29 protein-coding genes, 1 tRNA gene and 1 pseudogene are annotated in these 25,386 nt (G+C 63.1%); 14 read left to right on the top strand and 17 right to left on the bottom strand.

Annotation, left to right across the window (positions count from 1 at the left end):
• Positions 1-28 precede the first annotated feature (28 nt).
• Positions 29-745, bottom strand: coding sequence for a helix-turn-helix domain-containing protein (locus tag AC2FL1_RS20325; RefSeq protein ID WP_496878122.1), 717 nt, complete (start codon positions 743-745; stop codon positions 29-31).
• Positions 746-838: 93 nt separating this feature from the next.
• Between AC2FL1_RS20325 and AC2FL1_RS20320 the strand changes: the two genes are divergently transcribed.
• Positions 839-1,378, top strand: coding sequence for a peroxiredoxin-like family protein (locus AC2FL1_RS20320; protein WP_496824835.1), 540 nt, complete (start codon positions 839-841; stop codon positions 1,376-1,378).
• Positions 1,379-1,423: 45 nt separating this feature from the next.
• Here the strand turns inward: AC2FL1_RS20320 and AC2FL1_RS20315 are convergent, their stop codons facing one another.
• Positions 1,424-1,822 carry a DUF2147 domain-containing protein gene (locus AC2FL1_RS20315; RefSeq protein WP_496878121.1) on the bottom strand — a complete coding sequence of 133 codons (399 nt, stop codon included), beginning with the start codon at positions 1,820-1,822 and terminating at the stop codon, positions 1,424-1,426.
• Between the two features lie 132 nt (positions 1,823-1,954).
• On the opposite strand from AC2FL1_RS20315, the gene hisA reads away from it, so the two are divergent.
• From hisA to AC2FL1_RS20290, 5 genes are all read left to right on the top strand, one after another.
• Positions 1,955-2,677, top strand: a complete 723-nt coding sequence (gene hisA, locus AC2FL1_RS20310; protein WP_496824837.1) for a 1-(5-phosphoribosyl)-5-[(5-phosphoribosylamino)methylideneamino]imidazole-4-carboxamide isomerase — start codon at positions 1,955-1,957, stop codon at positions 2,675-2,677.
• Between the two features lie 76 nt (positions 2,678-2,753).
• On the top strand, positions 2,754-3,248 hold the full coding sequence (locus AC2FL1_RS20305) for a DUF2867 domain-containing protein (protein WP_496878120.1): 495 nt from the start codon (positions 2,754-2,756) through the stop codon (positions 3,246-3,248).
• A 33-nt stretch (positions 3,249-3,281) separates the two neighbouring features.
• Positions 3,282-4,043, top strand: a complete 762-nt coding sequence (gene hisF, locus AC2FL1_RS20300; RefSeq protein ID WP_011046902.1) for an imidazole glycerol phosphate synthase subunit HisF — start codon at positions 3,282-3,284, stop codon at positions 4,041-4,043.
• Entirely contained in the window at positions 4,040-4,357 is a 318-nt protein-coding gene (locus AC2FL1_RS20295) for a phosphoribosyl-ATP diphosphatase (protein WP_496878119.1), read from the top strand. Before hisF ends, AC2FL1_RS20295 begins: the two co-directional genes overlap by 4 nt.
• Before the next feature lie 62 nt (positions 4,358-4,419).
• Positions 4,420-4,980, top strand: a complete 561-nt coding sequence (locus AC2FL1_RS20290; protein ID WP_496824843.1) for a hypothetical protein — start codon at positions 4,420-4,422, stop codon at positions 4,978-4,980.
• On the opposite strand, the gene AC2FL1_RS20285 is transcribed toward AC2FL1_RS20290, so the two are convergent.
• From AC2FL1_RS20285 to rlmB, 4 genes are all read right to left on the bottom strand, one after another.
• Entirely contained in the window at positions 4,977-5,447 is a 471-nt protein-coding gene (locus tag AC2FL1_RS20285; RefSeq protein ID WP_496824844.1) for a CoA-binding protein, read from the bottom strand. The two genes, AC2FL1_RS20290 and AC2FL1_RS20285, sit on opposite strands and share 4 nt — an antisense overlap.
• A gap of 197 nt (positions 5,448-5,644) precedes the next feature.
• A complete protein-coding gene (locus tag AC2FL1_RS20280; protein WP_496824846.1) occupies positions 5,645-6,097 on the bottom strand; it encodes a YHS domain-containing (seleno)protein in 453 nt (150 codons plus the stop codon).
• A gap of 96 nt (positions 6,098-6,193) precedes the next feature.
• Positions 6,194-6,493, bottom strand: coding sequence for a hypothetical protein (locus tag AC2FL1_RS20275; protein WP_496878118.1), 300 nt, complete (start codon positions 6,491-6,493; stop codon positions 6,194-6,196).
• 15 nt (positions 6,494-6,508) lie between these two features.
• Entirely contained in the window at positions 6,509-7,282 is a 774-nt protein-coding gene (rlmB, locus tag AC2FL1_RS20270) for a 23S rRNA (guanosine(2251)-2'-O)-methyltransferase RlmB (RefSeq protein WP_496878117.1), read from the bottom strand.
• A 116-nt stretch (positions 7,283-7,398) separates the two neighbouring features.
• Here rlmB and AC2FL1_RS20265 point away from each other — a divergent pair.
• Positions 7,399-7,482, top strand: a tRNA-Tyr gene (locus AC2FL1_RS20265).
• A gap of 674 nt (positions 7,483-8,156) precedes the next feature.
• Here AC2FL1_RS20265 and ureG read toward each other — a convergent pair.
• Genes ureG through AC2FL1_RS20225 form a run of 8 tightly spaced genes read right to left on the bottom strand, consistent with a single transcriptional unit; the run spans position 8,157 to position 13,205 of the window.
• Positions 8,157-8,831 carry an urease accessory protein UreG gene (gene ureG, locus AC2FL1_RS20260; protein ID WP_496878116.1) on the bottom strand — a complete coding sequence of 225 codons (675 nt, stop codon included), beginning with the start codon at positions 8,829-8,831 and terminating at the stop codon, positions 8,157-8,159.
• A complete protein-coding gene (locus AC2FL1_RS20255; protein ID WP_496878115.1) occupies positions 8,828-9,481 on the bottom strand; it encodes an urease accessory protein UreF in 654 nt (217 codons plus the stop codon). The genes ureG and AC2FL1_RS20255 overlap by 4 nt, the downstream gene beginning before the upstream one ends.
• Entirely contained in the window at positions 9,465-9,917 is a 453-nt protein-coding gene (gene ureE / locus AC2FL1_RS20250; RefSeq protein ID WP_234143322.1) for an urease accessory protein UreE, read from the bottom strand. The genes AC2FL1_RS20255 and ureE overlap by 17 nt, the downstream gene beginning before the upstream one ends.
• Before the next feature lie 19 nt (positions 9,918-9,936).
• A complete protein-coding gene (ureC, locus tag AC2FL1_RS20245) occupies positions 9,937-11,646 on the bottom strand; it encodes an urease subunit alpha (protein WP_496878114.1) in 1,710 nt (569 codons plus the stop codon).
• Positions 11,646-11,951, bottom strand: a complete 306-nt coding sequence (locus AC2FL1_RS20240) for an urease subunit beta (protein ID WP_234137658.1) — start codon at positions 11,949-11,951, stop codon at positions 11,646-11,648. Before AC2FL1_RS20240 ends, ureC begins: the two co-directional genes overlap by 1 nt.
• Positions 11,948-12,109, bottom strand: a complete 162-nt coding sequence (locus tag AC2FL1_RS20235; protein ID WP_496824859.1) for a hypothetical protein — start codon at positions 12,107-12,109, stop codon at positions 11,948-11,950. The genes AC2FL1_RS20240 and AC2FL1_RS20235 overlap by 4 nt, the downstream gene beginning before the upstream one ends.
• Before the next feature lie 18 nt (positions 12,110-12,127).
• On the bottom strand, positions 12,128-12,430 hold the full coding sequence (locus AC2FL1_RS20230) for an urease subunit gamma (protein ID WP_496824860.1): 303 nt from the start codon (positions 12,428-12,430) through the stop codon (positions 12,128-12,130).
• Position 12,431: 1 nt separating this feature from the next.
• Entirely contained in the window at positions 12,432-13,205 is a 774-nt protein-coding gene (locus AC2FL1_RS20225; protein ID WP_496878123.1) for an urease accessory protein UreD, read from the bottom strand.
• A gap of 442 nt (positions 13,206-13,647) precedes the next feature.
• On the opposite strand from AC2FL1_RS20225, the gene urtA reads away from it, so the two are divergent.
• The 5 genes from urtA to urtE are packed head-to-tail and all read left to right on the top strand — an operon-like array spanning position 13,648 to position 19,609.
• Complete coding sequence (gene urtA, locus AC2FL1_RS20220) at positions 13,648-14,928, top strand: urea ABC transporter substrate-binding protein (RefSeq protein WP_496824861.1); 1,281 nt, start codon at positions 13,648-13,650, stop codon at positions 14,926-14,928.
• A gap of 59 nt (positions 14,929-14,987) precedes the next feature.
• A complete protein-coding gene (gene urtB / locus AC2FL1_RS20215; RefSeq protein WP_496878113.1) occupies positions 14,988-16,940 on the top strand; it encodes an urea ABC transporter permease subunit UrtB in 1,953 nt (650 codons plus the stop codon).
• 3 nt (positions 16,941-16,943) lie between these two features.
• A complete protein-coding gene (gene urtC, locus AC2FL1_RS20210; RefSeq protein ID WP_496878112.1) occupies positions 16,944-18,173 on the top strand; it encodes an urea ABC transporter permease subunit UrtC in 1,230 nt (409 codons plus the stop codon).
• Positions 18,170-18,910, top strand: coding sequence for an urea ABC transporter ATP-binding protein UrtD (gene urtD / locus AC2FL1_RS20205; RefSeq protein ID WP_496824866.1), 741 nt, complete (start codon positions 18,170-18,172; stop codon positions 18,908-18,910). The genes urtC and urtD overlap by 4 nt, the downstream gene beginning before the upstream one ends.
• A 3-nt stretch (positions 18,911-18,913) precedes the next feature.
• On the top strand, positions 18,914-19,609 hold the full coding sequence (gene urtE / locus AC2FL1_RS20200; protein ID WP_496824868.1) for an urea ABC transporter ATP-binding subunit UrtE: 696 nt from the start codon (positions 18,914-18,916) through the stop codon (positions 19,607-19,609).
• A gap of 66 nt (positions 19,610-19,675) precedes the next feature.
• On the opposite strand, the gene AC2FL1_RS20195 is transcribed toward urtE, so the two are convergent.
• From AC2FL1_RS20195 to AC2FL1_RS20185, 3 genes and pseudogenes are all read right to left on the bottom strand, one after another.
• Positions 19,676-20,779 carry a glycine cleavage T C-terminal barrel domain-containing protein gene (locus AC2FL1_RS20195; protein ID WP_496878111.1) on the bottom strand — a complete coding sequence of 368 codons (1,104 nt, stop codon included), beginning with the start codon at positions 20,777-20,779 and terminating at the stop codon, positions 19,676-19,678.
• Between the two features lie 105 nt (positions 20,780-20,884).
• Positions 20,885-22,462 (bottom strand): ABC transporter substrate-binding protein, encoded by a 1,578-nt coding sequence (locus tag AC2FL1_RS20190; protein WP_496824872.1) that lies wholly within the window; start codon positions 22,460-22,462, stop codon positions 20,885-20,887.
• Between the two features lie 133 nt (positions 22,463-22,595).
• Positions 22,596-23,431, bottom strand: a pseudogene (locus AC2FL1_RS20185) (alkaline phosphatase family protein).
• 202 nt (positions 23,432-23,633) lie between these two features.
• Between AC2FL1_RS20185 and AC2FL1_RS20180 the strand changes: the two are divergent.
• Both AC2FL1_RS20180 and AC2FL1_RS20175 read left to right on the top strand, forming a co-directional pair.
• The gene (locus AC2FL1_RS20180) at positions 23,634-24,581 is read left to right on the top strand and encodes an ABC transporter permease (protein WP_496824876.1); all 948 of its coding nucleotides are present in this window, start codon (positions 23,634-23,636) and stop codon (positions 24,579-24,581) included.
• Positions 24,578-25,386 (top strand): ABC transporter permease (locus AC2FL1_RS20175; protein WP_496878110.1); only part of this gene is annotated, 809 nt, incomplete at its 3' end. The genes AC2FL1_RS20180 and AC2FL1_RS20175, both read left to right, overlap by 4 nt.

Here is a 25,386-nt window from a genome sequence, read left to right as displayed (position 1 = left end):
GTTCTTGCAGAACTCCGGCGTCCCGGCTTCACCCGGCGCGCAGCGACATCGGCGCCACCCCATGGGCGCGGCGGAAGGCGCGGGCAAAGGCCTCGGGCGAGCCATAGGCATAGCGACGTGCCACCCGGTCGACCCGGTCGCCGCGACCGAGATCCTGCGCGGCAAGGATCAGCCGCCAGCGCCTGAGATATCCCATCGGGCTCTCGCCCACCTGCGCAGCGAAAAGCTCGGCAAAGCGCGACAGCGACAGCCCCGCCTCGGCCGCCAGATCGCCATTGGTCCAAACCCGGCCCGGATGGTCATGCATCGCCACGATTGCCCGGCTGAGGCGCGGGTCGGCGAGCCCGGCCAACAGGCCTGGGCGGGTCGCGCCCTGCGCGATCTGGTCCCGCAAGAGCCGCACCATCAGCACCTCGGCCAGCCGGTTGACCACCGATTGCGCCCCACAGCGCTGTGCCGCGACCTCGACACGGATCAACTCGACCACCGCGCGCGCCTCGGGGTCCGCGCTCAGATCGAAGCGCACCACTTCGGGCAGCGCGGCCAGAAACGGGTTGCTCTCTCCCGACCAACTTACCCGCGCCGCGAAAAGCGGATCGCCCACCTGCCCCGTGCCCGCAGGATAGAACAGCAATTCAACCGGCGCCCCGTCAGCCCCAGCCAGGGCCAGCAGATTGGCTTTCTCCGGCGCGGCGGCCTCGACCCGCAGCTGGAACCGCTCCATCAATGTTGTCAGCCTGTCCATGCCAATATCGGAGCCTTTGTCAGGAATTTCGGGTTTCTCGAACACTAAGCCCTGCGACAAGGCGGGACAACTCACATCCCAAGGAGATCTCCGATGCTGATGCCCCGCCAGACCACCCCGCCCCTGTCGCTGCCGCTGGTGGGCGGTGGCCGGTTCGATCTAAGTGCCGAAACCTCGACGCGCGGCACGCTGATCTGTTTCTATCGCGGCCTGCATTGCCCTATCTGCGCCACCTATCTAAAAGAGCTGGAGAAGAGGGTGGCGGATTTCGCCGAACGCGGCGTGTCCTGCGTCGCGGTCAGCTCGGACAGCGAGGAGCGGGCGCAGGCGATGGCAGACAAGGTCGGAGGCGAGCGCGCTTTGCGCTTTGCCTATGACCTGCCTTTGGCTGAGGCGCGCGACTGGGGGCTCTATATCTCGACCTCGCGCGGCAAGACCTCGATCGGGATCGAGGAGCCGGCGCTGTTCTCGGAGCCGGGCCTGTTCCTGGTCACGCCCGAACGCACGCTCTATTACGGCGCGGTGCAGACCATGCCCTTTGTGCGTCCGCATTTCGCGGAATTGGTGGCGGCGCTGGATTTCGCGATCCCCAACAACTATCCCGCGCGCGGTGAATATACCGGCGCTGTCTGAGCGCGGGGACAGGCGGCAGGGGTCAGCGCCCCTGCCCCATCTGGCTTAGTTGACGCGTTTCCAGGCCTGCCCACGGCAGATCAGGCCACCGGCGACGCAGCCCTTGACGGTCAGCGTATTGCCCGCAAGCGACATTTTCGAGCCATAGGTCTTGTCAGAATCCGGGGCCCAGATCTGGCCCCCGGAATAAGAACCGTCGCCACCGGGTTGCATGTCCCACAACATTCGCTTGCCGGCATGTTCATAGTCACTCTGCTTGGCGCCGTTCTTGTCATAGGCGGCCTTGATGGTACCGCAGACCTGTGCGCCGCAGGGCGCGATGGCCACATGCAGGTAACCGCCAGTATCGCCCGGCTCGGTCTGCCAGGTACCCGCGGCAGGATCTGCCACCGCCATGCCGGCCAGAGCCAGGGTCGCACTTGCGGCCAGAATTAATCTCTTCATCCGATATCCTCCCACTTTTGCGCCACTGTGACGCGGGCTGCGCATTTGGGGCAAGCCTGACCTTGGGTCGCGTTGCGCAGCAGGGCGCAACATGCGATATCGCGCCCGACTGTCAGCAGAAAGCCGCTCAACATGATCCTCTATCCCGCAATCGACCTCAAGGATGGCCAGGCCGTGCGTCTCGTGCATGGCGAGATGGACCAGGTCACGGTGTTCAACGACAACCCCGCCGCGCAGGCGCTGGAGTTTGTCGCGGCGGGCTGCGAATGGCTGCATCTGGTCGATCTCAACGGCGCCTTTGCCGGAGAGCCGGTCAATGCCGCCCCGGTCGAGGCGATCCTGGAGCAGTGCAAGGTACCTGCGCAGCTGGGCGGCGGCATCCGCGACATGGCCACCATTGAACGCTGGCTGGACAAGGGGCTGGCCCGGGTGATCCTGGGCACCGTGGCGGTCGAAAACCCCGATCTGGTGCGCGAGGCGGCGCGGGCTTTCCCCGGCAAGGTGGCCGTGGGCATCGACGCCCGCAACGGCCGCGTCGCCACCAAGGGCTGGGCCGAAGAGACCGACGTGATGGTCACCGACTTGGCCAAATCCTTCGAGGATGCGGGCGTGGCCGCGATCATCTATACCGACATCCTGCGCGACGGCGCCATGAAGGGACCGAATATCGAGGCAACTGCCGATCTGGCGCGCGCCGTGTCGATCCCGGTCATCGCCTCGGGCGGGGTCTCCTCGCTGGAGGATCTGATTGCGCTGCGCGACTGCGGAGCTTCGCTGAACGGCGCGATTTCGGGCCGGGCGCTCTATGACGGGGCGCTGGATCTGAAGCAGGCGCTGGCGGCGCTGAAGGGCTGAGGACTGCGACACCGCGCCCGGTTCCGATGCCGGGCGCTTTGCGATGTGATCCGGGCAAACCGCAAGGGAAACGCCCATGACCCGATCCGGCCCTCTCGTTGTCAAGGCACCGCTGCCCGCGACCGCGCAACTTTGGCAGGCAGTGCAGCCTGGCGATTTCACCGACGGCTATGCGGTCGAGAGCCGGATATCACCGCGCGAAGCCGCCGAGATCGGGCTGGCCCTGCCCGGCTGGGCCAATACTCTCTTGCGCCTGCGCAACTGGATCGTGCGGCCGCTTGGCCTCAAGACCGAGGTGTCCGACAGTGGCGACAAGGCGATTTTTCCGGTCACCTACGAGGATGCGGACGAGCTGATCATCGGTACCGATGACAGCCACCTGAACTTTCGCATCTCGCTGATGCAACGGGCCGGGCGGCTGCACATGGCGACCTGGGTGCACCGCAACAACCTGCTGGGGCGGGTCTATCTGGCGGTGGTGATGCCGTTTCACATCCTGATCGTGCGCGGGGCCATGCGCCGCATCGCCCGGCACGGCGGCGCGATTGCATCCGCGCCGGGGGCACAGTAAAGACGGGCGACCCCGGCAACCCGCGAGCCCGCCATGCTGAAAACCCGCATCATCCCCTGTCTCGACGTGGCCGATGGCCGCGTGGTCAAGGGCGTGAATTTCGTCGGCCTGCGCGATGCGGGCGACCCGGTGGACGCCGCCCGCGCCTATGACGCGGCGGGTGCCGACGAGATCTGTTTCCTCGACATCCATGCCACCCATGAAAACCGCGGCACCATGTTCGACGTGGTCAGCCGCACCGCCGAACAATGTTTCGTACCGCTCACCGTGGGTGGCGGCGTGCGCACGCATGCGGATGTGCGCGCGCTCTTGCTGGCCGGCGCCGACAAGGTCAGCTTCAACTCGGCCGCGGTGGCCAATCCGGATGTCATTGCCGAGGCCGCCGACCGGTTCGGTAGCCAATGCATCGTCTGCGCCATCGACGCCAAGACGGTGGAGCCGGGCCGCTGGGAGATCTTTACCCATGGCGGGCGCAAGCCCACCGGGATCGACGCGGTGGAGTTCGCCCGTCTTGTCACCGCCAAGGGCGCCGGTGAGATCCTGCTGACCTCGATGGACCGGGATGGCACCAAATCGGGTTTCAACCTGCCGCTGACCCGCGCCATCGCCGATGCGGTCGACGTGCCGGTGATCGCCTCGGGCGGCGTCGGTACGCTCGATCACCTGGTCGAGGGTGTGACCGAGGGGCATGCCAGCGCCGTACTCGCCGCCTCGATCTTTCACTTTGGCGAATACACCATCCGCGAGGCCAAGGAACACATGGCCGCCGCCGGCATCCCGATGAGGCTGACATGAGCATCCTGCACGACCTTGCCGCCACCATCGAGGCCCGCAAGGGCGCCGACCCGGACAGCAGCTGGACCGCCAAGCTGCTGGCCAAGGGGCCCGAGAAATGCGCCGAGAAATTCGGTGAAGAGGCAATCGAGGCGATCATCGAAGCGGTGAAGGGCGACAGGGCCAAACTCGTCTCCGAGAGCGCCGACGTGCTGTACCATTTCCTCGTCATGCTGGCCGCACGCGACGTGGCGCTGGACGATGTGCTGGCCGAATTGGCCCGCCGTCAGGGCCAGAACGGCATCGCCGAGAAGGCGGCGCGGCCCAAAGGTTGACGCTCCGGCGCTGAGCAGTACGATCCAGGCACCGGAACCGACGATCCCAACCGAGGTATCCCATGATCACATTCCGCGCCCTGCTCGCCACGCTGGCCGTGCTGCTGCTGTCCGCGTGTAGCGACACGCAAGCCATCAGCCAGAAAGATGTGAACGCTTTGGCGCAACAACTGCGCGCGCTTGGTCCCGGTGTCGACCCCGCCGAGGCACAGCGCGCCGCTGAAATCTCCTATAACTATGGTCGGCAACTGGCTCGCGAGTATAACGTCACCAGCAGCCCCATCGTGCATAACGCCAAGGTTCTCAACGGGTTCCGCGAGCGTGGCCTGTGCGTGCACTATGCCCAGGACATGCAAAAGCGCCTGAATCAGGAGAACTTCCGCACTCTGGTCGTGCATCGCGCCATTGCCGACCCTGACAGCATCTGGCGCATCGATCACAGCACCGCCATCCTCAGCCGCCGGGGCGATGACATGTTCGACGGCATCGTGCTGGATCCCTGGCGCAATGCGGGAGAGCTGTTTTGGGCCCCCACCCGCGCGGATACGCGCTACAACTGGCGCCCCCAGCGCGAGGTGCTGGAGAAGAAAGCCGCCGAGAAACTGGCGCGTCAGCCTTCTTAAAGCTTGGACGAGATGATGCCGGTGGCGAAACCGCCCATGCGCAATTCGCCAAAGAGCCGCTGATATTCGATCTTTGGGCAGCGGTTCTGGATCACGTCGATCCCGCGCGCCTCGGCCTGCGCTGCGGCCCCGGCATGCTCGACCCCGATCTGCATCCAGATCGTCTTGAGACCGGGAAAGGCCTCCAGCGCCTCCTCGACGATGGCCGGCACCGTATCAGAGCGGCGAAAGATATCGACCATGTCCACCGGTTCGCTGATCTCGGACAGACCTGCGCGCACCGTCTCGCCGAACAGGCGCTGACCAGCATGGCCCGGATTGACCGGGATCACCCGGTACCCTTTCAGCCCCAGATAGCGGGCCACGTAATAGCTGGGGCGCACCGGGTTCATCGACACGCCAACAACGGCAATCACCTTTGTGCGCTTGAGAATCTGTTTCAGATGATCGTCGGAATAGTCTGGCATGACCGAACCCTAATCCACCCGGATACAAGAAAAAAGCGCCCAAGTCATGCTTGGGCGCCAGGTACGGAACGAGGGACAGTGAAATGACGCACGGCAGTTCCAGTCCGCGGTCATTGTGACATTTAGGCACTCATCTTCAGAAAAAAAGAGGGGCAACCCAAAAATTGTGATGACAGAGCTTCGCCGCAGCCGCGGAATTACCGGTCCAGGACGGCCGGCCAGTTGCGGCGGGCGCCGTCGATATTGCCCGCGATATCCTCGGCCCAGAGCCGGGCAACCTCGGGAGAGTGGATGAGAAACAACTCTCCATCGACGATCTGCCAGGCGGTCGGATCGGTGTCGGTGGTATAGCCGCGCGCGACCGCATAGGCGCAGTAACCGCCGAATTGCGGCGCAAAGGCGCGCGGATTGGCCTCGAACGCGGCGCGGTTCTCGTGGCTGGCGAAATGCCAGAGCACCCCCTTCCACATCACCGCGATTGTAGGCGCCCCCGGTACCGGGGTGCCTTCGGTGAAATAGGCCACCGTGTCATAGCCACGAATCGCAGCGCCGTCTTCGGCAAAGAAAACGGGTGTCTCCGCCCAAAGCGGCAGGGCAGCGGCGGTCAGGACACCGGCAAGGCCGGTCAAGAGGGTACGTCGGTTCAGCATCGTCACGCGATAAGGTTTCGTCGTGGGATAAAATGCCGTTCTCGCAGCCAATAGGAAAGAGACTTGACGGTTATGTGATCGACCCGTGTGCAAGACTCAGTCGAAGATATCCTCGACCTTGTCCCAGACCTCGTCCAGGGCGCGTGAGAACAGCCCCTTGCGCTTCTTTTGCTTCTTCGGCTTGCGCTTCTTGTCCGGCGTTTGCTGCGGTTGCGAAACGACCTGCTCAACGTCCGGTTTCAAAGGTACCGGCGCGGGCATCGTTCGCTCTGCGGCTGGGGCTGCCTCCACCTGCTGGATGGGCGCGCCGCAGGCCTCGCAAGCCAGCATGCCCGACCTCCCCGCCGCAAGTGTCGCGCGGGCGCCGCAGTAACAGCAGGTGACAAGCTTGGGCATGGGGTCTGGTTCCGGTTAATGCGCTTTGGAAGCATATAGGGCGATTGCCGCCGCATTCGAGACGTTGAGCGAGCCGAAACCGCCCGCCGCGTCGATCTTGACCATCTTGTCGACCGTTTCCTTGGTCTTTTGACGCAGCCCCGGCCCCTCGGCCCCCAGCACCAGCGCCACCGCACGGTCTGTTTGTCCGGCAAGCGCGGCCTCGATGGTCTCGTCGGCCTCACCATCCAGCCCCAGAACCAGATAGCCCATACCCTGCAACTCGGTGATCGCATCGGCCAGGTTGCGCACCCGCAGATAGGGCTGCCGTTCCAACGCGCCGCTGGCTGTCTTGGCCAGGGCACCGGTTTCAGGCGCGGAATGGTGGCGGGTGCCGATTACGGCGCTTGCGCCCAGCACCTCGGCCGAACGCAGGATGGCGCCGACGTTGTGCGGGTCGGTCACCCGGTCGAGCAGAATCAGGCGCGGGCTTTCCGCCCCGATCGCCACCTCGGCCAGGCTGCCCCAGTTAAGCGGCTTGACCTCAAGCGCTGCGCCCTGATGGACCGACCCTGGGTCGATCGGCGCGGTGAATTTTCGGGCATCGGCCAGTTCCGGCTCGATCCCTGCCGCGTCGATGGCCTCGGCCAGTTTTTCCCGCGCGTTCAGGGTCACGATCAGGCGGAGTTTTTCACGTTTCGGGTTCATCAGAGCATCGCGCACGGCATGCAGGCCAAACAGCCAGACCGTCTCGGAGGCGGACGCTTTTTTGGCCTGTTCCTTCTCGACCACCCATTTCGGTTTCTTCATGTTCAGCGCCCTCCGGGTGCGGCAAAAGTTTCCTGCGCCAAAGCGGATTTTTCCTGTTGACGCTCCATTGGGACGCTAGTAATCACGCCTCCACGTCAGGCGCAACGCCTGACAGTGGGCGACAGGCCGCAAGGTGTGGCAGGGGACTGTAACTCCCTCGCGGAGACGCACGCCTGGTTCGATTCCAGGGTCGCCCACCACTTTCCCTTGATTTCACTCGATTTTCTGGCGGGAAGTTCCTGTTGCCTAATCTTTGCCAAGCATTTGGCGGGATCGCGGCGCAGTCGGTTGCTCACGTAGCCCGACCCGCAAGATCCGGCGTTAGTTTCCATTTGTCAGGCCCGACTTAGCCGCGCGACGCCCTTGCGAAGTTCTGTGCTGGGGTTCGGTCGTCGATATAGGTGCCATGGTACTCCGCGAACGTGTTGACTTCGCCTGCACCTCCCCTCACGTAGAAGACGCCGGACTGATCGCTCTGCCGACACGAAGGCGACCACCTTTTGTCGAATCTATCGAATTTGTCCTTCGCTTCTTCGCGTGGTTCGTAGAGGACTGTGATATGCTCGCCTGCGCCCTCGGGCAGAAACGTGGTGAGCCTTGGGCGGTTGATTTACTGTCACTTGGAAAGCGCGCAGGTGCGCCCGTTCCAAAAACCGGTTCAAGTGACATTCTCCCATTCCCGCTGAAACTGAGTCAATGGGGATGGATGCCGCGGTGACGGAGTGCCCGACGAGGATTACAGCGAAGAGGTAAACGGGCTCTGAGAACTGATGCCCGGGCGAACCGCCTGAGAGGCACCGCACGCACGGCTACGGGTCACCCCTACAAGAGCAGGTTCAGGTCCGGGTACTGCTCAGACTGACCGCAGGCGCGTTCACGATCCCGCACGCATCGCGGCGCCTGCCCCGGTGGGCCTGTTTCTGCGCGCCATGGCTGCGTTCAGGCCTCCGATGCGCGCCAGCAGTTCGACAACCTGATCGACCCCGGTCCGATGACGCAGGGCGGTAAATACAAAGGGCCTGTCCTTGCGCATCCTGTGCGCATCCCGCTCCATCACCTCCAGCGACGCGCCCACATGCGGGGCCAGATCGGTCTTGTTAATGATCAGGATGTCGGATTTCGTGATCGCCGGCCCGCCTTTGCGGGGTATCTCCTCGCCCGCTGCGACGTCGATCACGTAGAGGGTCACATCCGCCAGTTCCGGGCTGAAGGTGGCCGACAGATTGTCGCCGCCGCTTTCGATCAAGACGATATCCAGATCGGGGTAGCGCGCGCAAAGCTCGGCCACGGCGGCCAGGTTGATCGAGGCATCCTCGCGGATCGCGGTGTGCGGGCAGCCACCGGTCTCGACCCCGATGATCCGGTCCTGGGGCAGGATCTGCATCCGCATCAGGGCCTCGGCATCCTCTTGCGTATAGATGTCATTGGTGATGACACCGACGGAACAGACATCGCGCAGGGCCTCGGCCAAGGCGGCGGTCAGGGTGGTCTTTCCGGCACCGACGGGGCCGCCGATACCGACGCGCAGGGGGCCGTTCATGCTGCTCATGTTCGAAAAATCCTTGAATACTGGGTTTCGTGTTTCATCGACGCGATATCGGCCAGAAACGCGGTCGAACTCAGATCGTCCAGCCCAGCCGCAAGCGACTGTTCCGCAAGCCGCGCGCAGAGTGGTGTCAGGTCACGGATCAGCCGCTGCGCCTCGGTCTGGCCCAGGGGCACAAGGCGGGTGGCGCAGGCGACCAGATTGCTCATGAAGGCCTGGAGAAAAATCTGCGTCGACAGCAAGAGCGGCAGGTTCTGCAAGCGCGCCGCATGACCCACCGCGACCGGATAGGTCAGCTGATCCAGTGCCAGATCCCAGACATCACCTGTCACGGACCCAAAGGCCTGCCCCAGAAGGCGGGTTTCCATCAGCCGTTCGGACGAGGCGCAAAAGGCCCGCGCGGTGGCGTCGATCCCCGCCAGTGCGTCTGCATCCCCCGCCCGATGGGCCGCGACCAGGAACAGCGCATCGTTCCAGCCCGCCCCGTGCTCCAGCACATCCGCGATCCAGGCGCCGGTGTCTTGCGCGGTGGTGACCGTGCCCCTGTCGATTGCCGCCTCCAGCCCGTGGGAATAGGCAAAGCTCCCCACCGGGTAGGCCGGAGACAACCATTGGGTCAGCGTCAGGATATCGATGTCAGTGGGCGTGACCATGGGTCCTGCCGTGGCCATAGGCCCCGCCTTCCGGGGTAAAGGGTTCGACAACCTCGCGCAGTTCGGCCCCCAGTTTCAGCAACATGTCGCGCAAGACATGATCGCGCTGGATCAGCAGCCGGGTCGGCTCGATCTGGCAGGGCGTGTGCCGGTTCCCGATATGCCAGGCCAGTTGCAACAGGTTGTCGCCGCCAACCTCGAGCAGTTCTTCGGGCGCAGCGACGATCTCAACCTCGCGCCCATCCTCCAGCACCAGCACGCCACCATGGTCGAGCGAGCGGGTCTGCGCCAGATCGACCAGAAAGGTCTCTCCCGCATCCGTGGCCAGCATCTTGCGGCGCAGAAAGCGGCCGTCATAGTCCAGCGAAACCTGGGCGCAAGCCGGTGCATGAGGGTGATCGCGGTAGATGCGGGCGGTCTTTATCGCGGTGCTCATCGGGGGTCTCCTTGCGGGCTCAGAACAGGAAATAGCGCTGCGCCATCGGCAGCACCTCTGCAGGTTGGCAGGTCAGCAACACGCCATCGGCGCGGACCTCGTAGGTTTCCGGATCGACCTCGATCCGTGGGGTTGCGTTGTTCAGCAGCAGATCGCGCTTGCCTATGGCGCGGGTGTTGCGCACGGCAACTGTCTGTTTCGCCAGCCCCAGCCTTGCGCGCACCCCATCAGCCTGTGCGGCATCGGAGACGAAGATCACGGCAGAGTGCTCGACCGAGCGGCCATAGGCACCCCACATCGGCCGGGAATAGACCGGCTGCGGTGTTGGGATCGACGCATTGGGATCACCCATCTGGGCACAGACGATGGTGCCGCCCAGCAGCACCATTTCCGGTTTCACCCCGAAAAAAGCCGGATCCCACAGGACGAGATCGGCGCGTTTACCTTCCTCGATGCTGCCGATCTCATGCGCGATGCCGTGGGCGATGGCCGGGTTGATCGTGTATTTCGCGATATAGCGGCGGACGCGGAAATTATCGTTATCGCCAGTTTCCTCAGCCAACCTGCCGCGCTGTTTCTTCATCTTGTCGGCGGTCTGCCAAGTTCGGATCAGCACCTCGCCCACCCGGCCCATCGCCTGGCTGTCGGAGGCGATGATCGAAAATGCACCCATGTCGTGCAGAATGTCCTCGGCCGCGATGGTCTCGCGCCGGATGCGGCTTTCGGCGAAAGCCACGTCCTCGGGGATCGACTTGTCCAGGTGGTGACAGACCATCAGCATGTCGAGATGTTCCTCGACCGTGTTCACGGTAAAGGGGCGCGTCGGGTTGGTGGACGAGGGCAGAACATGGTCCTCGCCGCAGATCCGAATGATGTCGGGGGCATGTCCGCCGCCTGCACCCTCGGTGTGAAAGGCATGGATCGTCCGGCCCTTCATGGCCTTGACCGTATGTTCCACGAAACCGCTTTCGTTGAGCGTGTCGGTGTGGATCATCACCTGCACGTCCATCGCGTCCGCCACTGACAGGCAACAGTCGATCGTTGCGGGCGTGGTGCCCCAGTCCTCGTGCAATTTCAGGGCACAGGCCCCGGCGAGCACCTGCTCCTCCAGCGCTGCGGGCAACGCGGCATTGCCCTTGCCCGCAAAGGCAAGGTTCATCGGAAAGGCATCGGCGGCCTGCAACATCCGCCCGATATGCCAGGGCCCCGGCGTACATGTTGTGGCCAGCGTACCATGGGCCGGGCCGGTGCCGCCGCCCAGCATGGTTGTCAGGCCCGAATGCAGCGCATCCTCGATCTGTTGAGGGCAGATGAAGTGGATATGACTGTCGAACCCGCCAGCGGTCAGGATCCGCCCTTCGCCGGCGATGATCTCGGTGCCCGGTCCGATGATGATGTCGACGCCGGGCTGGGTGTCGGGGTTCCCGGCCTTGCCAATCTTGTGAATGCGCCCGTCTTTGAGGCCGATATCGGCCTTGGTGATGCCCGCGTAATCGACGATCAGCGCGTTGGTGATCACCGTGTCCACCGCCCCCGCCGCACGGGTGGCCTGCGACTGCCCCATGCCGTCGCGGATGACCTTGCCGCCGCCGAACTTGACCTCTTCACCGTAAACAGTCAGGTCGCGCTCCACCTCGATGATCAGGTCGGTATCGGCCAACCGAAGCTTGTCGCCCGTGGTCGGGCCGAACATGGCGGCGTAGTCGCTGCGTTTTATCTGTGCCGGCATCAGAGAGGCCCCATGACCTGTTGGTTGAACCCGTAGATCTTGCGTGCCCCGCCGATCGGGATCAGCGAGACCTCACGGCTCTGCCCCGGCTCAAAGCGCACGGCGGTGCCCGGTGCGATGTCCAGCCGCATCCCGCGCGCGGCTGCGCGGTCGAACTGCAAGGCGGGATTGGCCTCGGCGAAATGATAGTGTGACCCGACCTGAACCGGGCGATCGCCGGTGTTCGACACCATCAGTGTGGTCGCCATGGCATCCGCGTTCAAAAGGATCAGCCCCTCTGCCGGGAACAGCTCTCCCGGGATCATCTGGGCAACCGCGACAACAGGGCAATAACGATGAGGGCGATCAGGGCCAGCCCCACACCCAGTCCGGCATAGTCGGCTTCATGGACGTGTATATGGGTATCAGTATGGGCCATGGCGGGGCTTGCGAACACGAGCGCGGCAAACAGCATGCGGGTCATTGGAAACTCCTTGTCAGATCAGCGGATGGGGTTGTGTACAGTGACCAGCTTGGTGCCATCCGGAAACGTGGCCTCGACCTGAACGTCGTGGATCATCTCGGGAATGCCCTCCATGCATTGGTCGCGGGTGATGACCTCGGCCCCGGCCTGCATCATCTCGGCGACCGAACGGCCGTCGCGGGCGCCCTCGACCACCGCCTCGGTGATCAGGGCAATCGCCTCGGGGTGGTTCAGCTTGACGCCACGCGCCAGCCGCCTGCGGGCAACCTCGGCGGCCATGGCGACCAATAGCTTGTCTTTCTCACGCGGTGTCAGGTTCATGTCAGAGCATCCAGCATCGGGGTAAGGTGTCGTCATTGAGCAGGCGCAGAACCGGCAGCAGGTCGCGCCTGAGGGTGAAGCTGCTTTCGGCCAGGATCCGCATCACCAGCAGGTCCGGCGTGATCAAACTGGCACCGGCGGTGTCGGGCAGCAGCGCGCGGACCGGGGCCAAACGCGCCTCGGCGGTTGGCGCGGCAAGAACGACCAGCGCCATTGCCCCGGCGCCATTGGCGATATGCGGCCTGGCGAGATGGGCATGCAGATCGCCAGAGAACCGCATCGCGTCCAGAAAGACCGGCGCCGCGCCGCGCCGGATCTCGACCCGGTCGCGCAGGCGGATATCGGTCAGGGTCTCTCCCATCGCCGCACGCCCAAAGACCAGCGGCTCAACCATCAGCAGGGTTGCATCCGGCGCCATGTCGATGTGCAAACGACGATCAAGCGCGCTGCGGTTGAACAGGATGGTCTCTTGCGGCAGCCAGTTCAGCCTTGCGCCGGGTTCGACGGTCAGGCTGGTAGAGACCTGCCCCCAGCTATCGGGTAGCGCCTTGTAGAGGCGTTCGCAGGCCTGCGAGGTCAGGGTCAGCGTGGTGCCAGAGGCGGCCGCGCCGGTGAACCGGAACCTGTCGCCCCCGGTAATGCCACCCGCGGTGTTCAGCAGGACCGCGTCCAATCCCCGGCCCGCCGGGCGGGGAAACAGGCATTTGAACGACCCCGCCTGATGCAGGTGGTCCAGAACGGACCTTTCCCCCAAAGGCTTGGTGCGCAGTCGAATCGCGCCCTTGGCGCGCGGGGTCGCCTGTGCTTTGTCGGGCGATATGCGGGCAAGGTGAGTAATGGGGCACCTTCAACGGGTTGTTTCGCACCACCTGTTTCGCCGCTGCAGCATCAGAGCGCTATTCCACCATGCGGCCAGCCGGCCCGATTCCCTCGCCCCTGATCATCTTTTAGGCAGCAGTCCGGCCCGCAGATCAAAAAACGGGCAGACACAGCCGAAATGTGGAAATGCTGAACAGGCCGGTTGCGCAAATTGCTGCAATGCAGAAACCGTATGAATGCCCACAGCGGAGAGTCATTCCGAAGGGTGTGTGACGGCTGCGCGAATTGGACCTCGGACACAACCGCCACACGGAACGCAACAACAGTTGCGGGGATCAGGTAGTAGAAGAGCACGCCGTGACGCAAGCCCTCTCTCCCGTCCTCGCCAGGAGGATCATATGACATCTTTCAAATCCACACTTGCCGGATCGGTCGTATTTGCCGCCATGGCCACCGCCGCGCTTGCGGCCGAAGACACGATCAAGGTGGGCGTGCTGCATTCGCTCTCGGGCACCATGGCCATCTCGGAGACCACGCTGAAGGACACCATGCTGATGCTGATCGACCAGCAGAACGCCAAGGGCGGGCTGCTGGGCAAGCAACTTGAGGCGGTCGTGGTCGACCCCGCCTCAGACTGGCCGCTCTTTGCCGAAAAGGCGCGCGAATTGCTGACCGTGCACGAGGTCGACGTGATCTTTGGCAACTGGACCTCGGTCAGCCGCAAATCGGTGCTGCCGGTGATCGAAGAGCTGAACGGGTTGCTGTTCTACCCGGTGCAGTACGAGGGTGAGGAATCGTCCAAGAATGTGTTCTATACCGGCGCCGCTCCGAACCAGCAGGCGATCCCGGCCACCGACTATTTCCTGGATGAACTGGGTGTCGAGAAATTCGCGCTGCTGGGCACCGACTATGTCTATCCGCGTACCACCAACAACATCCTCGAAAGCTATCTGAAGCAGAAGGGCATCGCCGACGAGGATATCTTTGTCAATTACACGCCTTTCGGCCATTCCGACTGGTCCAAGATCGTGGCCGATGTGGTCGCCCTGGGTGCAGACGGCAAGAAGGTGGGCGTCATCTCGACCATCAACGGCGATGCCAATATCGGGTTCTACAAGGAACTGGCGGCGGCCGGTGTTTCGGCGGATGACATCCCTGTCGTGGCCTTCTCGGTAGGCGAGGAAGAACTCTCGGGTCTGGATACGACCAACCTTGTCGGCCATCTGGCGGCCTGGAACTATTTCCAGTCGGCCGATACCGAGGCCAATGCCGAATTCGTCGAGACCTGGAAGGCCACGATGGGCGAGGATCGTGTCACCAACGACCCGATGGAGGCGCATTACATCGGTTTCAACATGTGGGTGAACGCTGCGACACAGGCAGGCTCGACCGAGGTCGACGCGGTGCGGGCCGCCATGTACGGGCAGGAATTCCCGAACCTGACCGGCGGCACCGCGGTCATGCTGCCGAACCACCATCTGGCCAAGCCGGTCCTGATCGGCGAAATCCAGGCGGACGGTCAGTTCGATATCATTAGCGAGACCGACGTGGTGCCGGGCGACGCCTGGACCGATTTTCTTCCGGAATCCGCCGTCCTGAAATCGGATTGGAAGGATCTGGGCTGCGGCATGTACAACACCCAGACCCAGACCTGCGTTCAGACCCTGTCGAACTACTGATCCCACTTGCAAGGCGGGCGCCCTGCCCGCCTTGCCTCAGGACATCCGGGTTTCACCACATGTTTAGACTTTTCCTCGCGAGCCTCGCACTCGTGGGCACCTGCCTGACGGCCTCGGCGCAAGAGGCCGCATTGCAGACAATCCTGCAAGAACATCGGGCGACGATTGCCGAAAGCTCGCGCAAGACGATCGGACCGGCGATTGACGCGATTGCCGCCAGCGGGTTGCCGCAGGCCCAACGGATGCTCGAGACATGGGCCGCCAAGGACATGTGGATGCGCAAATCCGACGGTCTCTTCTTTGCCGGCAGAAAGGGTGAGGGGCGCACTTATGTCCTGACCGATTTCGATACCGGCGCGACCATCGGCAGCTTTGCCTCGTCCGAACTGGCGCAGCTGAAACCCAATAGCGGCATACGGGCGATGATCGGTACCGCGCTGGTGCGGTTCCAGCTGTCCGACCCCGACCGGGCCAAGCGGCTGTCGGCGCTCGATTCGATCCAGCGCGCGCCCGAAGCCGCCCTTTTGCCCCCCTTGCGTGCGTCGATCGAAGCTGAACCGGACGTCGATATCAGGGCGCGCAAGCAGCGGCTGGAGCGGTTGCTGACCATCGGCTACGACACCGACCCCCGCGCCCGTGTTCAGGCCATCGACGACATGTCCGACGGGCTTGGCCTCGACCTGCGCGCGGCTCTGAACCCTCTGGTCGACACGACCCGGCATGCGGCGCCCGCGCTGCCGGAAGTGGCCAACATCGCCGCCGTTCTCGAACCGGGACGAGAGGGTCTGTCCGTTGTCGACGCCTATGACCTGCTCGTCGCAAGGGATCTCGCCCCGCCACGCGTTTCGCAAGACGACATTCGAAGCGCGTTGGCGGCACATATCGTTGGCGGGCGCGTCGGCGACGTGCCGGTCGCGCAACTCGATTCCGATACCGCGCGTGCTCAGGCCTATGCCGCACTGGCCCGGGCCGGCGCGGTGCCCGCGCTGGTCACCCAGGCCGATATCGCCGCCGCAGTGGCCGGGCATGTGTTCTTTGATGCCTATGTCGAACCGTCAAAGGACGTCACCGAGGCTGCCCAACAGGCATTGGACAGGATCGACCTGAAGGTCGGCATGAACCAGACGCTCGACCTGGCGCTGGATGCGGTCTCGCTGGCGTCGATCTACTTTCTTGCGGCCATCGGTCTGGCCATCACCTTTGGCGTGATGGGAGTGATCAACATGGCCCATGGCGAGTTCATCATGATGGGCGCCTATACCGGCTATGTGGTGCAACAGGTCATTCCGGATCACACGCTCTCGATCATCGTCGCGATCCCGATGGCCTTTGCCGTCACCTTTGCCGCCGGTGTCGCGATGGAGCGGCTGGTGATCCGCTGGCTCTATGCCCGCCCGCTCGAGACCCTGCTTGCCACCTTCGGTATCTCGATCGCGCTGCAACAGCTGGCCAAGAACATCTTTGGCACCCAGGCCCGGCCGCTGACCGCGCCCGGCTGGCTGGATGGGGCATGGGTGCTCAACGACGTGGTGTCGATCAGCTATATCCGCATCGCCATCTTCGCGCTGGCGCTGATCTTTCTGGCGCTGTTTCTCTATATCGCGAAACGCACCCGGCTGGGTCTGGAGATGCGGGCGGTGACGCAGAACCCGCGCATGGCAGGATCAATGGGCATCAACCCCGGTCGGGTGAACATGCTGACCTTTGGGCTCGGCTCGGGCATTGCCGGGATCGCCGGTGTCGCCATCGGTCTCTTTGCCAAGGTCACTTCGGATCTGGGCAGCGATTATATCGTGCAAAGCTTCATGACCGTGGTTGTCGGCGGCGTCGGCAACATCTGGGGCGCGCTGGCCGGAGCGGGCATGATCGGTTTCCTGCAAAAGGGGATCGAATGGATGAACCCGTCCAACACCCTGGCCGCCCAGACCTACATGATCGTCTTCATCATCATCTTCATCCAGTTCCGGCCAAGAGGCATCATCGCCCTCAAGGGCCGCGCCGCAGGGGATTGAGCCATGAACCGCAGCTTTGTTGCAAGAAACCCGTCGGTGCTGGTCTTTCTGGCCCTGCTGTCGCTGTTCACCCTTGTCATCACCGTCCTGTCCGAAGGCTTTGGCATCGGCGTGATCTCGACCAGTTTCGTCAAGACGCTGGGCAAGACACTGTGCCTGTGCCTGATCGCGGTGGCGATGGATCTGGTCTGGGGCTTTACGGGCATCCTGTCGCTGGGCCATTTCGCCTTTTTCGGGCTGGGCGGCTACATGATCGGCATGTGGCTGATGTACGAGCGCACCCGCCTGATCGTGGTCGATGCGCTGTCGCAAGCCGAGATCCCACCGACCCCGTCCGAGGTGGTCGATGCAATCGGCAGCCAGATCTTTGGCGTGGTTGGATCATCCGAGTTTCCCTTGATCTGGGCCTTTGCCGACAGTCTGGCGCTGCAGCTGATGCTGGTGGTGCTGGTGCCCGGATTGCTGGCGCTGGTCTTTGGCTGGCTGGCCTTTCGCAGCCGCGTCACCGGCGTGTACCTGTCCATCCTGACCCAGGCGATGACGCTGGCGCTGGCGCTCTACCTGTTCCAGAACGACAGCGGTTTGCGCGGCAATAACGGCCTGTCCGGCCTACAAAACCTGCCGGGTGTCACCGTCGCGCAGGATATCGTGTCGGTCTGGTTCCTCTGGGCCTCGGCACTGGCGCTGGGTCTGGGATACCTGCTGGCCGCCTGGATCGTGTCGGGCAAGTTCGGCTCGGTGATCCGCGGCATCCGCGACAACGAGGCACGGGTTCGCTTTCTGGGCTACTCGGTCGAGGTCTACAAGCTGGCCGTTTTCACCCTGACCGCCTGTCTCGCGGCCATCGCGGGCGCGCTCTATTATCCGCAGGCGGGCATTATCAACCCCGAGGAGATGGCGCCCATCGCCTCGATCTATCTGGCCGTCTGGGTGGCGATTGGCGGGCGCGGGCGTCTTTATGGGGCGGTGATCGGGGCGGCCTTTGTCAGCCTGCTCAGCACCTGGTTCACCGGCGGCCAGGCTCCGGATATCCCGCTGGGTTTCTACACGATCAAATGGGTCGACTGGTGGCAGGTGCTGCTAGGGGGATCCTTTGTGCTGGTCACCCTGTTCGCGCCGCAAGGGATCGGAGGGCTTTTCGACCTCTGGTCGAACCGGCGGCACCCGGATCGCCATGGCGCCAATCTGGGCCCCGACGCCGGATCCCTGCGGGAAAAGGAGGCAACGCAATGAGTACCCTGCTGGAAGTGAGCGGCGTCTCGGTCTCGTTCGACGGATTTCGCGCGATCAACAACCTGTCATTCCGCATCGGCAGCGCCGAGTTGCGCGCCGTGATCGGGCCGAACGGCGCGGGAAAGACCACATTCATGGATATCATCACCGGCAAGACCCGCCCCGACGAGGGCCGCGTGATCTGGGGCGAGAAATCCGTATCGCTGCTGCGCCTGAGCGAGGCCGCGATCGCGCAGGTGGGGATCGGGCGGAAGTTCCAGAAACCCACCGTGTTCGAAGACCAGACGGTGCAGGAAAACCTGCTGTTGGCGCTGCAGAACACGCGCGGCTGGCTCGGGGTATTGTTCTACCGCCCAACCGCCACCGATTTGCAGAAGGTCGATGATCTGGCGACCGAAATCGGCCTGCGGCAAGAACTGACGCGCAAGTCCGGCGAATTGAGCCATGGCCAGAAGCAATGGCTGGAAATCGGCATGCTGCTGGCGCAGGAACCGCGCCTGCTGCTGGTGGACGAACCCGCCGCCGGGATGTCCCCACAAGAGCGCGAACACACGACCGACCTGCTGGTTCAGGCCGCCAGGACCCGGGCCGTTGTGGTTGTCGAACATGACATGGAGTTTGTCCGGCGCCTGAACTGCAAGGTCACCGTACTGCACGAGGGGTCGGTTCTGGCCGAAGGCAGCCTCGACCACGTGACCTCCAATCAGGACGTCATCGACGTTTACCTGGGACGCTAGACCATGCTGAAACTGACCGATCTGACCCTGCACTACGGGCATTCGCAAATCCTCAACGGCATCTCGATGGAGGCCAGACAAGGCGAGGTGACCTGTGTGATGGGCACCAATGGCGTTGGCAAGACCAGCCTGATGAAGGCGATCTCGGGCACGCATCCGCGCTCGGGCGGTACGCTGGAACTGGATGGCGAGCAAGTCGGCACCCTGCCCGCGCATGGGATGGCCTGGAAAGGCGTCGCCTATGTGCCGCAGGGGCGCGAGATCTTTCCGCTGCTGACCGTCCGTGAAAACCTGGAAACCGGCTTTGCCTGTCTGCCCAAGGATGCGCATGTCATCCCCGAGGAGGTGTTTGACCTGTTCCCGGTGCTCAAGCAGATGCAGAACCGGCGCGGCGGCGATCTGTCGGGCGGCCAGCAGCAGCAACTGGCCATTGCCCGCGCGTTGATCACCAAGCCGCGCCTGCTGCTTCTGGACGAACCCACCGAAGGCATCCAGCCCAACATCATCCAGCAGATCGGAGAGGTCATCCGGCATCTCAGGGCCTCGGGCGACATGGCGATCGTGCTGGTCGAGCAGTATTTCGATTTCGCCTACGAGCTTGCCGACCGGATATTGGTGCTGCGGCGCGGAGAAGTCATCACCCGCGGCAGCAAGGCAGAGCTGTCGCGAGAGGCGGTCTTGGCCGGGATCTCCGTCTGAGTGCCCGAGAGCCGCCCCGCTTGCGCTGTTCGCTGCGGCGGTTCCCTGCTGCACTTGCTGCGGCCGTCAGAGGAAAGGCAGCTCGCAAAGGGTCCCTTCGACCGCGCCCGACCCACGTTGCACCAGCACACGGTCACCGGGATTTGCCATGACCGAAACAAGGGCGAAACCGATGTTCTTCTTCATCCGGTAGGACCAGACGCAGGTGGTCAGATCGCCGATCTTCTGCCCGTTCCTCTCGATGTCGTTCCAGGTGAATTCGGCCTTGGCCGGTTCGGGATCGTCCAGAATCACACCCAGTTGATGCCGTTTCGGCCCCTCGGCCGCGATGCGCCGCAGCGCAGTGATCCCGATGGTGTCGTCGGGTACATGCAGATCGACATATTTGCCCATCCGCACTTCGAGCGGGTTGGTCTGCCCATCCGAATCTCCGCCATAGGACACCAAACCGCTTTCGACCCGTTCGCACCAGTTCGGGTTGCCCGGCCCTATGCCGTAAGGTTGACCCGCTTCCTTGACGATGTTCCAGAGCGCAGTGCCCTTGGAGCCATCCATCAGATAAATCTCGAAACCGCCCTGTTTCGACCAGCCGGACCGGGCCACCGCGACCGGAATGCCGTCTATCTCGGTCTCGCGGAACCAGAAATACTTCAGGTCCCGCACCCAATCGCCAAAGATCGAGGCGACCACGGTTTCCGCCTTGGGTCCCTGCACCGCAAGCGGCGACACGTCCGGCTCGCTCACCTCGACATTCAGACCGCGCTCGCGCGCAATCGCCTCGGCCCAGAACCAGATGTTGCTGTCCGCGATTGAGAGCCAATAGCGTTCCTCGTCCAGCTTCAACAGGATCGGGTCGTTGATCAGCACCCCATGGTGATTGCAGAGCGGAACATATTTGCCCTGCCCAACCTTGCATTTCGTCAGATCCCTGGGCGCCAGTATCTGCGCCAGCCGCCCTGCATCCGGCCCTTTCAGCTGGACCTGGCGTTCCACCGCCACATCCCACATTGAAACGCCGTTGATGATGCGCCAGTACTCCTCTTCGGGATGACCGTAAGAGGTCGGCATCAGCATCTGGTTATAGGTCGTCATGGCGCAGACACCGTCGGCCAGCGTGGCCTCGTAAAAGGGCGACGTCCGCAGGCGGGTCGAGGGCGAGATGGAGAACATGATTGCACCGGTTGTTCGGGTGGACGCAAGAAAACGGCCGCCAGTCCGGGTCGACCGGCGGCCAGGGGTCAGTCTGCTGGTGTCACTGACGGTGAGTGATCCGGATCAGGCGAGCCAGACGTTGCGCAAGGTCTGACCAAATCCACCCATCGCACCGACCGAATGCGGCGTATAGCCCATGACGTTCTTCGCGGTCGCCTCAAGCTGGTTCTGGAAGACAGGGTTCACGAACCCGCCGTCATCATTCATCATGTGCAGCATGTCGCAATACATCTGGGCGCGTTTGCCTTCGTCCAGTTCGGCACGCGCGGCAAGGATCATGGCATCGAACGCATCCGAACCCCACATGGTTTCGTTCCAGCTGCCACCTTTCATGTGCGCAATGGTCAGAAAGGCGTCCACGGTGGGTCGCGCCTGCCAGCCCGACATGGTCATCGGCTTCTGCATCCAGATGTTCGACCAATACCCATCCGAAGGGGTCTTGATGACCTTGATATCGGCAGCGCCCTTCGCGGATTGCTGGAAGGTCAGCGCGATGTCGTTGGCCGTGCTGCCGGCGGTCTCCGAGGTGTAGAGTTCGACAGCGTTGACCCCGGCCTTGTCGAAATAGAACTTGGCCTTGTCCAGGTCGTATTCGGCGGGCATCACATCCTTGCACCAGTACTTGTAGGTTGGTCCGATCGGCGTGTCGGCCGAAATCGTGCCGATGCCCTTGAACACCTGGTTCAGGATCAGTTCGCGATCCAGCGCATGCTTGATCCCCTTGCGGAAATCCGCGTTGTCCGTCGGCGCCCGGTCAACCATCATGACGATGTTGGTGAAGCCACCCGTGGGCGTGTTGTAAAGTGTGATCGCATCATTGCCGCTCAGTTGTTCCACCGCAAAGGCGGGCACATCGCGGATGGCGTCCACGTCACCGGCCAGCAATGTGCTGAGCGTCGCATTAGCGTCCGGAACCGGGATGAAGTCGATCCCGTCGAGATAGGGCTTGCCCTCTTCGTGGTAGTTGTCAAAGCGCTCAAGAACGACACGCTCACCCGGAATGAACTCCATCACCTTGAACGGACCGGACCCGATCGCATTGGCAAAATCGGTGTGCCCCGCCGGATGAATGGCAAGGTGATAGTCCGACATGATTACCGGCAGGTCGGCATTGCCCGAGGACAGGGTGATCTTGACGGTCGAGGCATCCGGCGCCTCGATTGCCGTAACGGTGGAAAGCAGTGCCTTGGCGGGAGATTCCGAACCTTCGGCGATATGCCGCGACAGGCTTTCGACCACATCAGCCGCTGTCACCGACTGGCCGTTGTGGAAGGTCAGGCCGCCGCGCAGCTTGAAACTCCACTCGGTCGCCTGTGCATTCACGCTCCACTCCTCGGCCGCGTCGCCCTCGACCTCCAGTGTCGGAGCGAACCGGGTGAGGCGCTGATACACGCAGTTCGAGTAAATGCCGTCATCGGTGTCGACCATACGCACTGGTTCCAGCGTATTGTCGGTGTTGCCCTGCGCGATCCGCAGCCAGCCGCCGCGCTTGGGTTCTTCGGCATGTGCCGGGCCAGCCATCGTGAGGATACTGCTTGCCGCAGGCATCAGCAGGCCAAAGGCGCCTGCGCGTTTGAAAAAGCCGCGGCGGCTGAGCGCGCCGGCCTTGTATTGCCGTACCAGGCTGTCGATGTCGGACATGTCATTACCTCCCAGATGACCGATGACGGGCAGTCCCCGCTATGCCGCAAAGAGTGCGGGGCGCGCGTGCGTGGCACAAACAACCGATTTCATGACTTTGCCATAACTGTGGTTATGCATTGCATCCGCTCCTTCAGCGAGACAGGAACGAAGCGCCCGTCATACCTTCGGGAACAGAGACCCCCATCCTCGTCAGGATCGAAGGAGCAAGCGCCAGCTGGTCCAACAGGACATCTTCGGATGGCAGGGCGCTGGTGCCGAAATAGTACGAGGCCACGTCCTGCTGATCTTCTCCGGCGCCACCGTGATGGCCAAGATCGTCCTGCCCGTGATCGGCGGTGACAATGACGTCATACCCCAGCTCGCGCCAGCGGGTCACATAGGGCGCCAGGGCCGCATCCAGACAATAACAGGCATCGCTCATTTCCTTTCGTCCGTGGCCAAAGCGATGTCCCATGCTGTCGAGCGTCGACGTATGCAGCAATCCGTAATCCAGGCCTTTCGCCTCGCAAAGATAGGTCAGGGCGACAAAGAGATCGGCATCCGAAGGGCTCATCTGGTTTGCATCGGTCACATCCGCCATCGTGTGAAACCGACCGTGATGTATCGGGCCAACTGCGCTGTCGCTCTCGATGTCACGCACAGGGTCAAAGGGCATCCGGTCGAACAACTCGCTCCACCAGCTCAGCGCCACGGCGCCAGTTTTTCTCCCTGCGCCCGCCAGTTCCGAGAACACGCCCGGCACCTCCAGTCGCCGCCTATGCTTGTTGCCGACAACACAATGACGATACGGCGGCAAGCCGGTGTGCATCGAGGCATAGCAAGCCGACGACGTCGATGGCAGCACCGAATGCATGCGCCTTATGCGGCCCCCCCCGAAGCGACAAGTCCTTCGAGATTGCCGAACAACCGACGGAAGTTCCTGGAAGGAACACCGCCCAGAACGATGAGCAAGAGTTTGGCAGGCATGGTCTTGGTCCTTTGCAGGTCCACTCCGTTTTGCTGCCTCGCAAACCGCCCCGACAAACAACAAAAAACCGGTCATTGCCCCAGAAGGTCGAAAACGCATGCCGTTGCCATAACGAAAACGACCCCATTCGGGTTGCTATGGTTGTTTGTCCGAACCCGGGCTTGGGCCGAATATACCTGCAGCCTTGAAGGGAGGAACAAGGTGCACCGGATCATTCTGACCCGTCTGGCGCAGGGTGTGCTCACCTTGCTCCTGGCATCCATCATAATTTTCGGCGCCACCGAGATTCTTCCCGGTGACGTGGCCGAAGCCATTCTGGGCCAAAGCCGAACCGAAGAGGCGCTCGCGACCTTGCGTGAGGAGATGGGCCTCAACCGCCCCGCGATCGTGCGCTATTTCGACTGGCTGGGCGGCATGGTCCAGGGGGACCTGGGCACCTCGCTGGCGACGAAGCGGCCGGTGGCCGACATGATCGAAAGCCGAATGTGGAACACGCTGCGGCTGGCGCTGTTGGCGGCGGCCATCTCTGTGCCGTTGTCGCTGGCGCTGGGTCTGTGGTCGGCGATGCGCGCCGGCGGGCGGGTCGACAAGACACTGGCGATGACCACGCTCGCTCTGATCGCGGTGCCCGAATTCTTTATAGGCCTGATCCTGATGAAGATCTTTGCGGTCGAGCTGAAATGGCTTTCCGCCTCGGCCAACACACGGCCCTATTTCGACTTTTGGCAGAATTTCCGCGCGCTTGCCCTGCCCGTCGCCACACTCAGCTTTGCGGTGCTGGCACATATGATGCGGATGACACGCTCCTCGGTGATCAACATCTTCACATCTCCCTATATGGAGATGGCCGCGCTCAAGGGCCTGCCGAAACGCCGCCTTGTGGTGCTGCACGCCCTGCCAAATGCGCTGTCCCCGATCCTGACCGTGATCGCCCTGAACCTGAGCTACATGGTCTCAGGCGTGATCATCGTCGAAACCGTGTTTGGCGTCCCGGGCCTGACCCGTCTGCTGGTCGATGGTGTCACCCTGCGGGACATCCCGCTGATCCAGGCCTGCGCCATGATCTTCGGCGCCGTCTATATCCTGTTGAACCTGCTGGCCGATGTCCTGTCCATCATGGCCAATCCGCGCCTGAGGTATCCGAAATGAGCGACGCAACCGAATTCGCCAAGCCGCGTGCTTCGGTCTTTGCCGGTCTGCGCCTGACCTGGACCGCCACCATCGCGGCCTCTGTCTTGCTGTTCTGGCTAGTGCTGGCCCTCTTTGGTCCCTGGATCGCCCCTCATGGCGAGGCCGAGATCATCTCGGGAACGACCTTTGCACCAATTGGCGAAGGCGGACTCTTGGGGACAGACAAACTGGGGCGTGACGTCTTCTCGCGTCTGATCTACGGGGTGCGCACGACGCTTCTGCTTGCGCTGATCACTACGGTCATTTCCTTTACATTTGGCGTCACGCTGGGCTTTGCCGCTGCCATTCTCAAGGGCTGGTTCGACATCGTGGTCAGCCGCATCGTCGAGGCCTTCATGGCCTTCCCCTCGACCCTGCTGGCGCTGGTGGTGATCGGCGCATTCGGCACCTCGATCACGGTTCTGGTGCTGACCGTCGGTCTGGTCCTGTCCACCAGCGTATTCCGGGTGTCGCGCGCATTGGGCTATGACATCGGGGTGATGGATTTTGTCGAGGCCGCCCGTGCCCGCGGCGAAGGCACCTGGTGGATCCTGACCCGCGAGATCCTGCCAAACTCGATGGCGCCTCTGATCGCGGAATTCGGCCTGCGCTTCACCTTTTCCATCCTGTTCCTGTCTGGCCTGTCCTTCCTGGGCCTCGGCGTTCAGGAACCAGCCGCGGACTGGGGCCTGATGGTGCAGGAAAACGTGGGCGGGCTGTTCCTCGGCTCCTCCGCCGCGCTGATCCCGGCCGCCTGCATCGCCTCGCTGACCGTCGCCATGAA

The sequence above is a fragment of the Ruegeria sp. YKSF070 genome (genome assembly GCF_059612725.1).
This window is presented reverse-complemented; position numbering and strand designations above follow the sequence as displayed.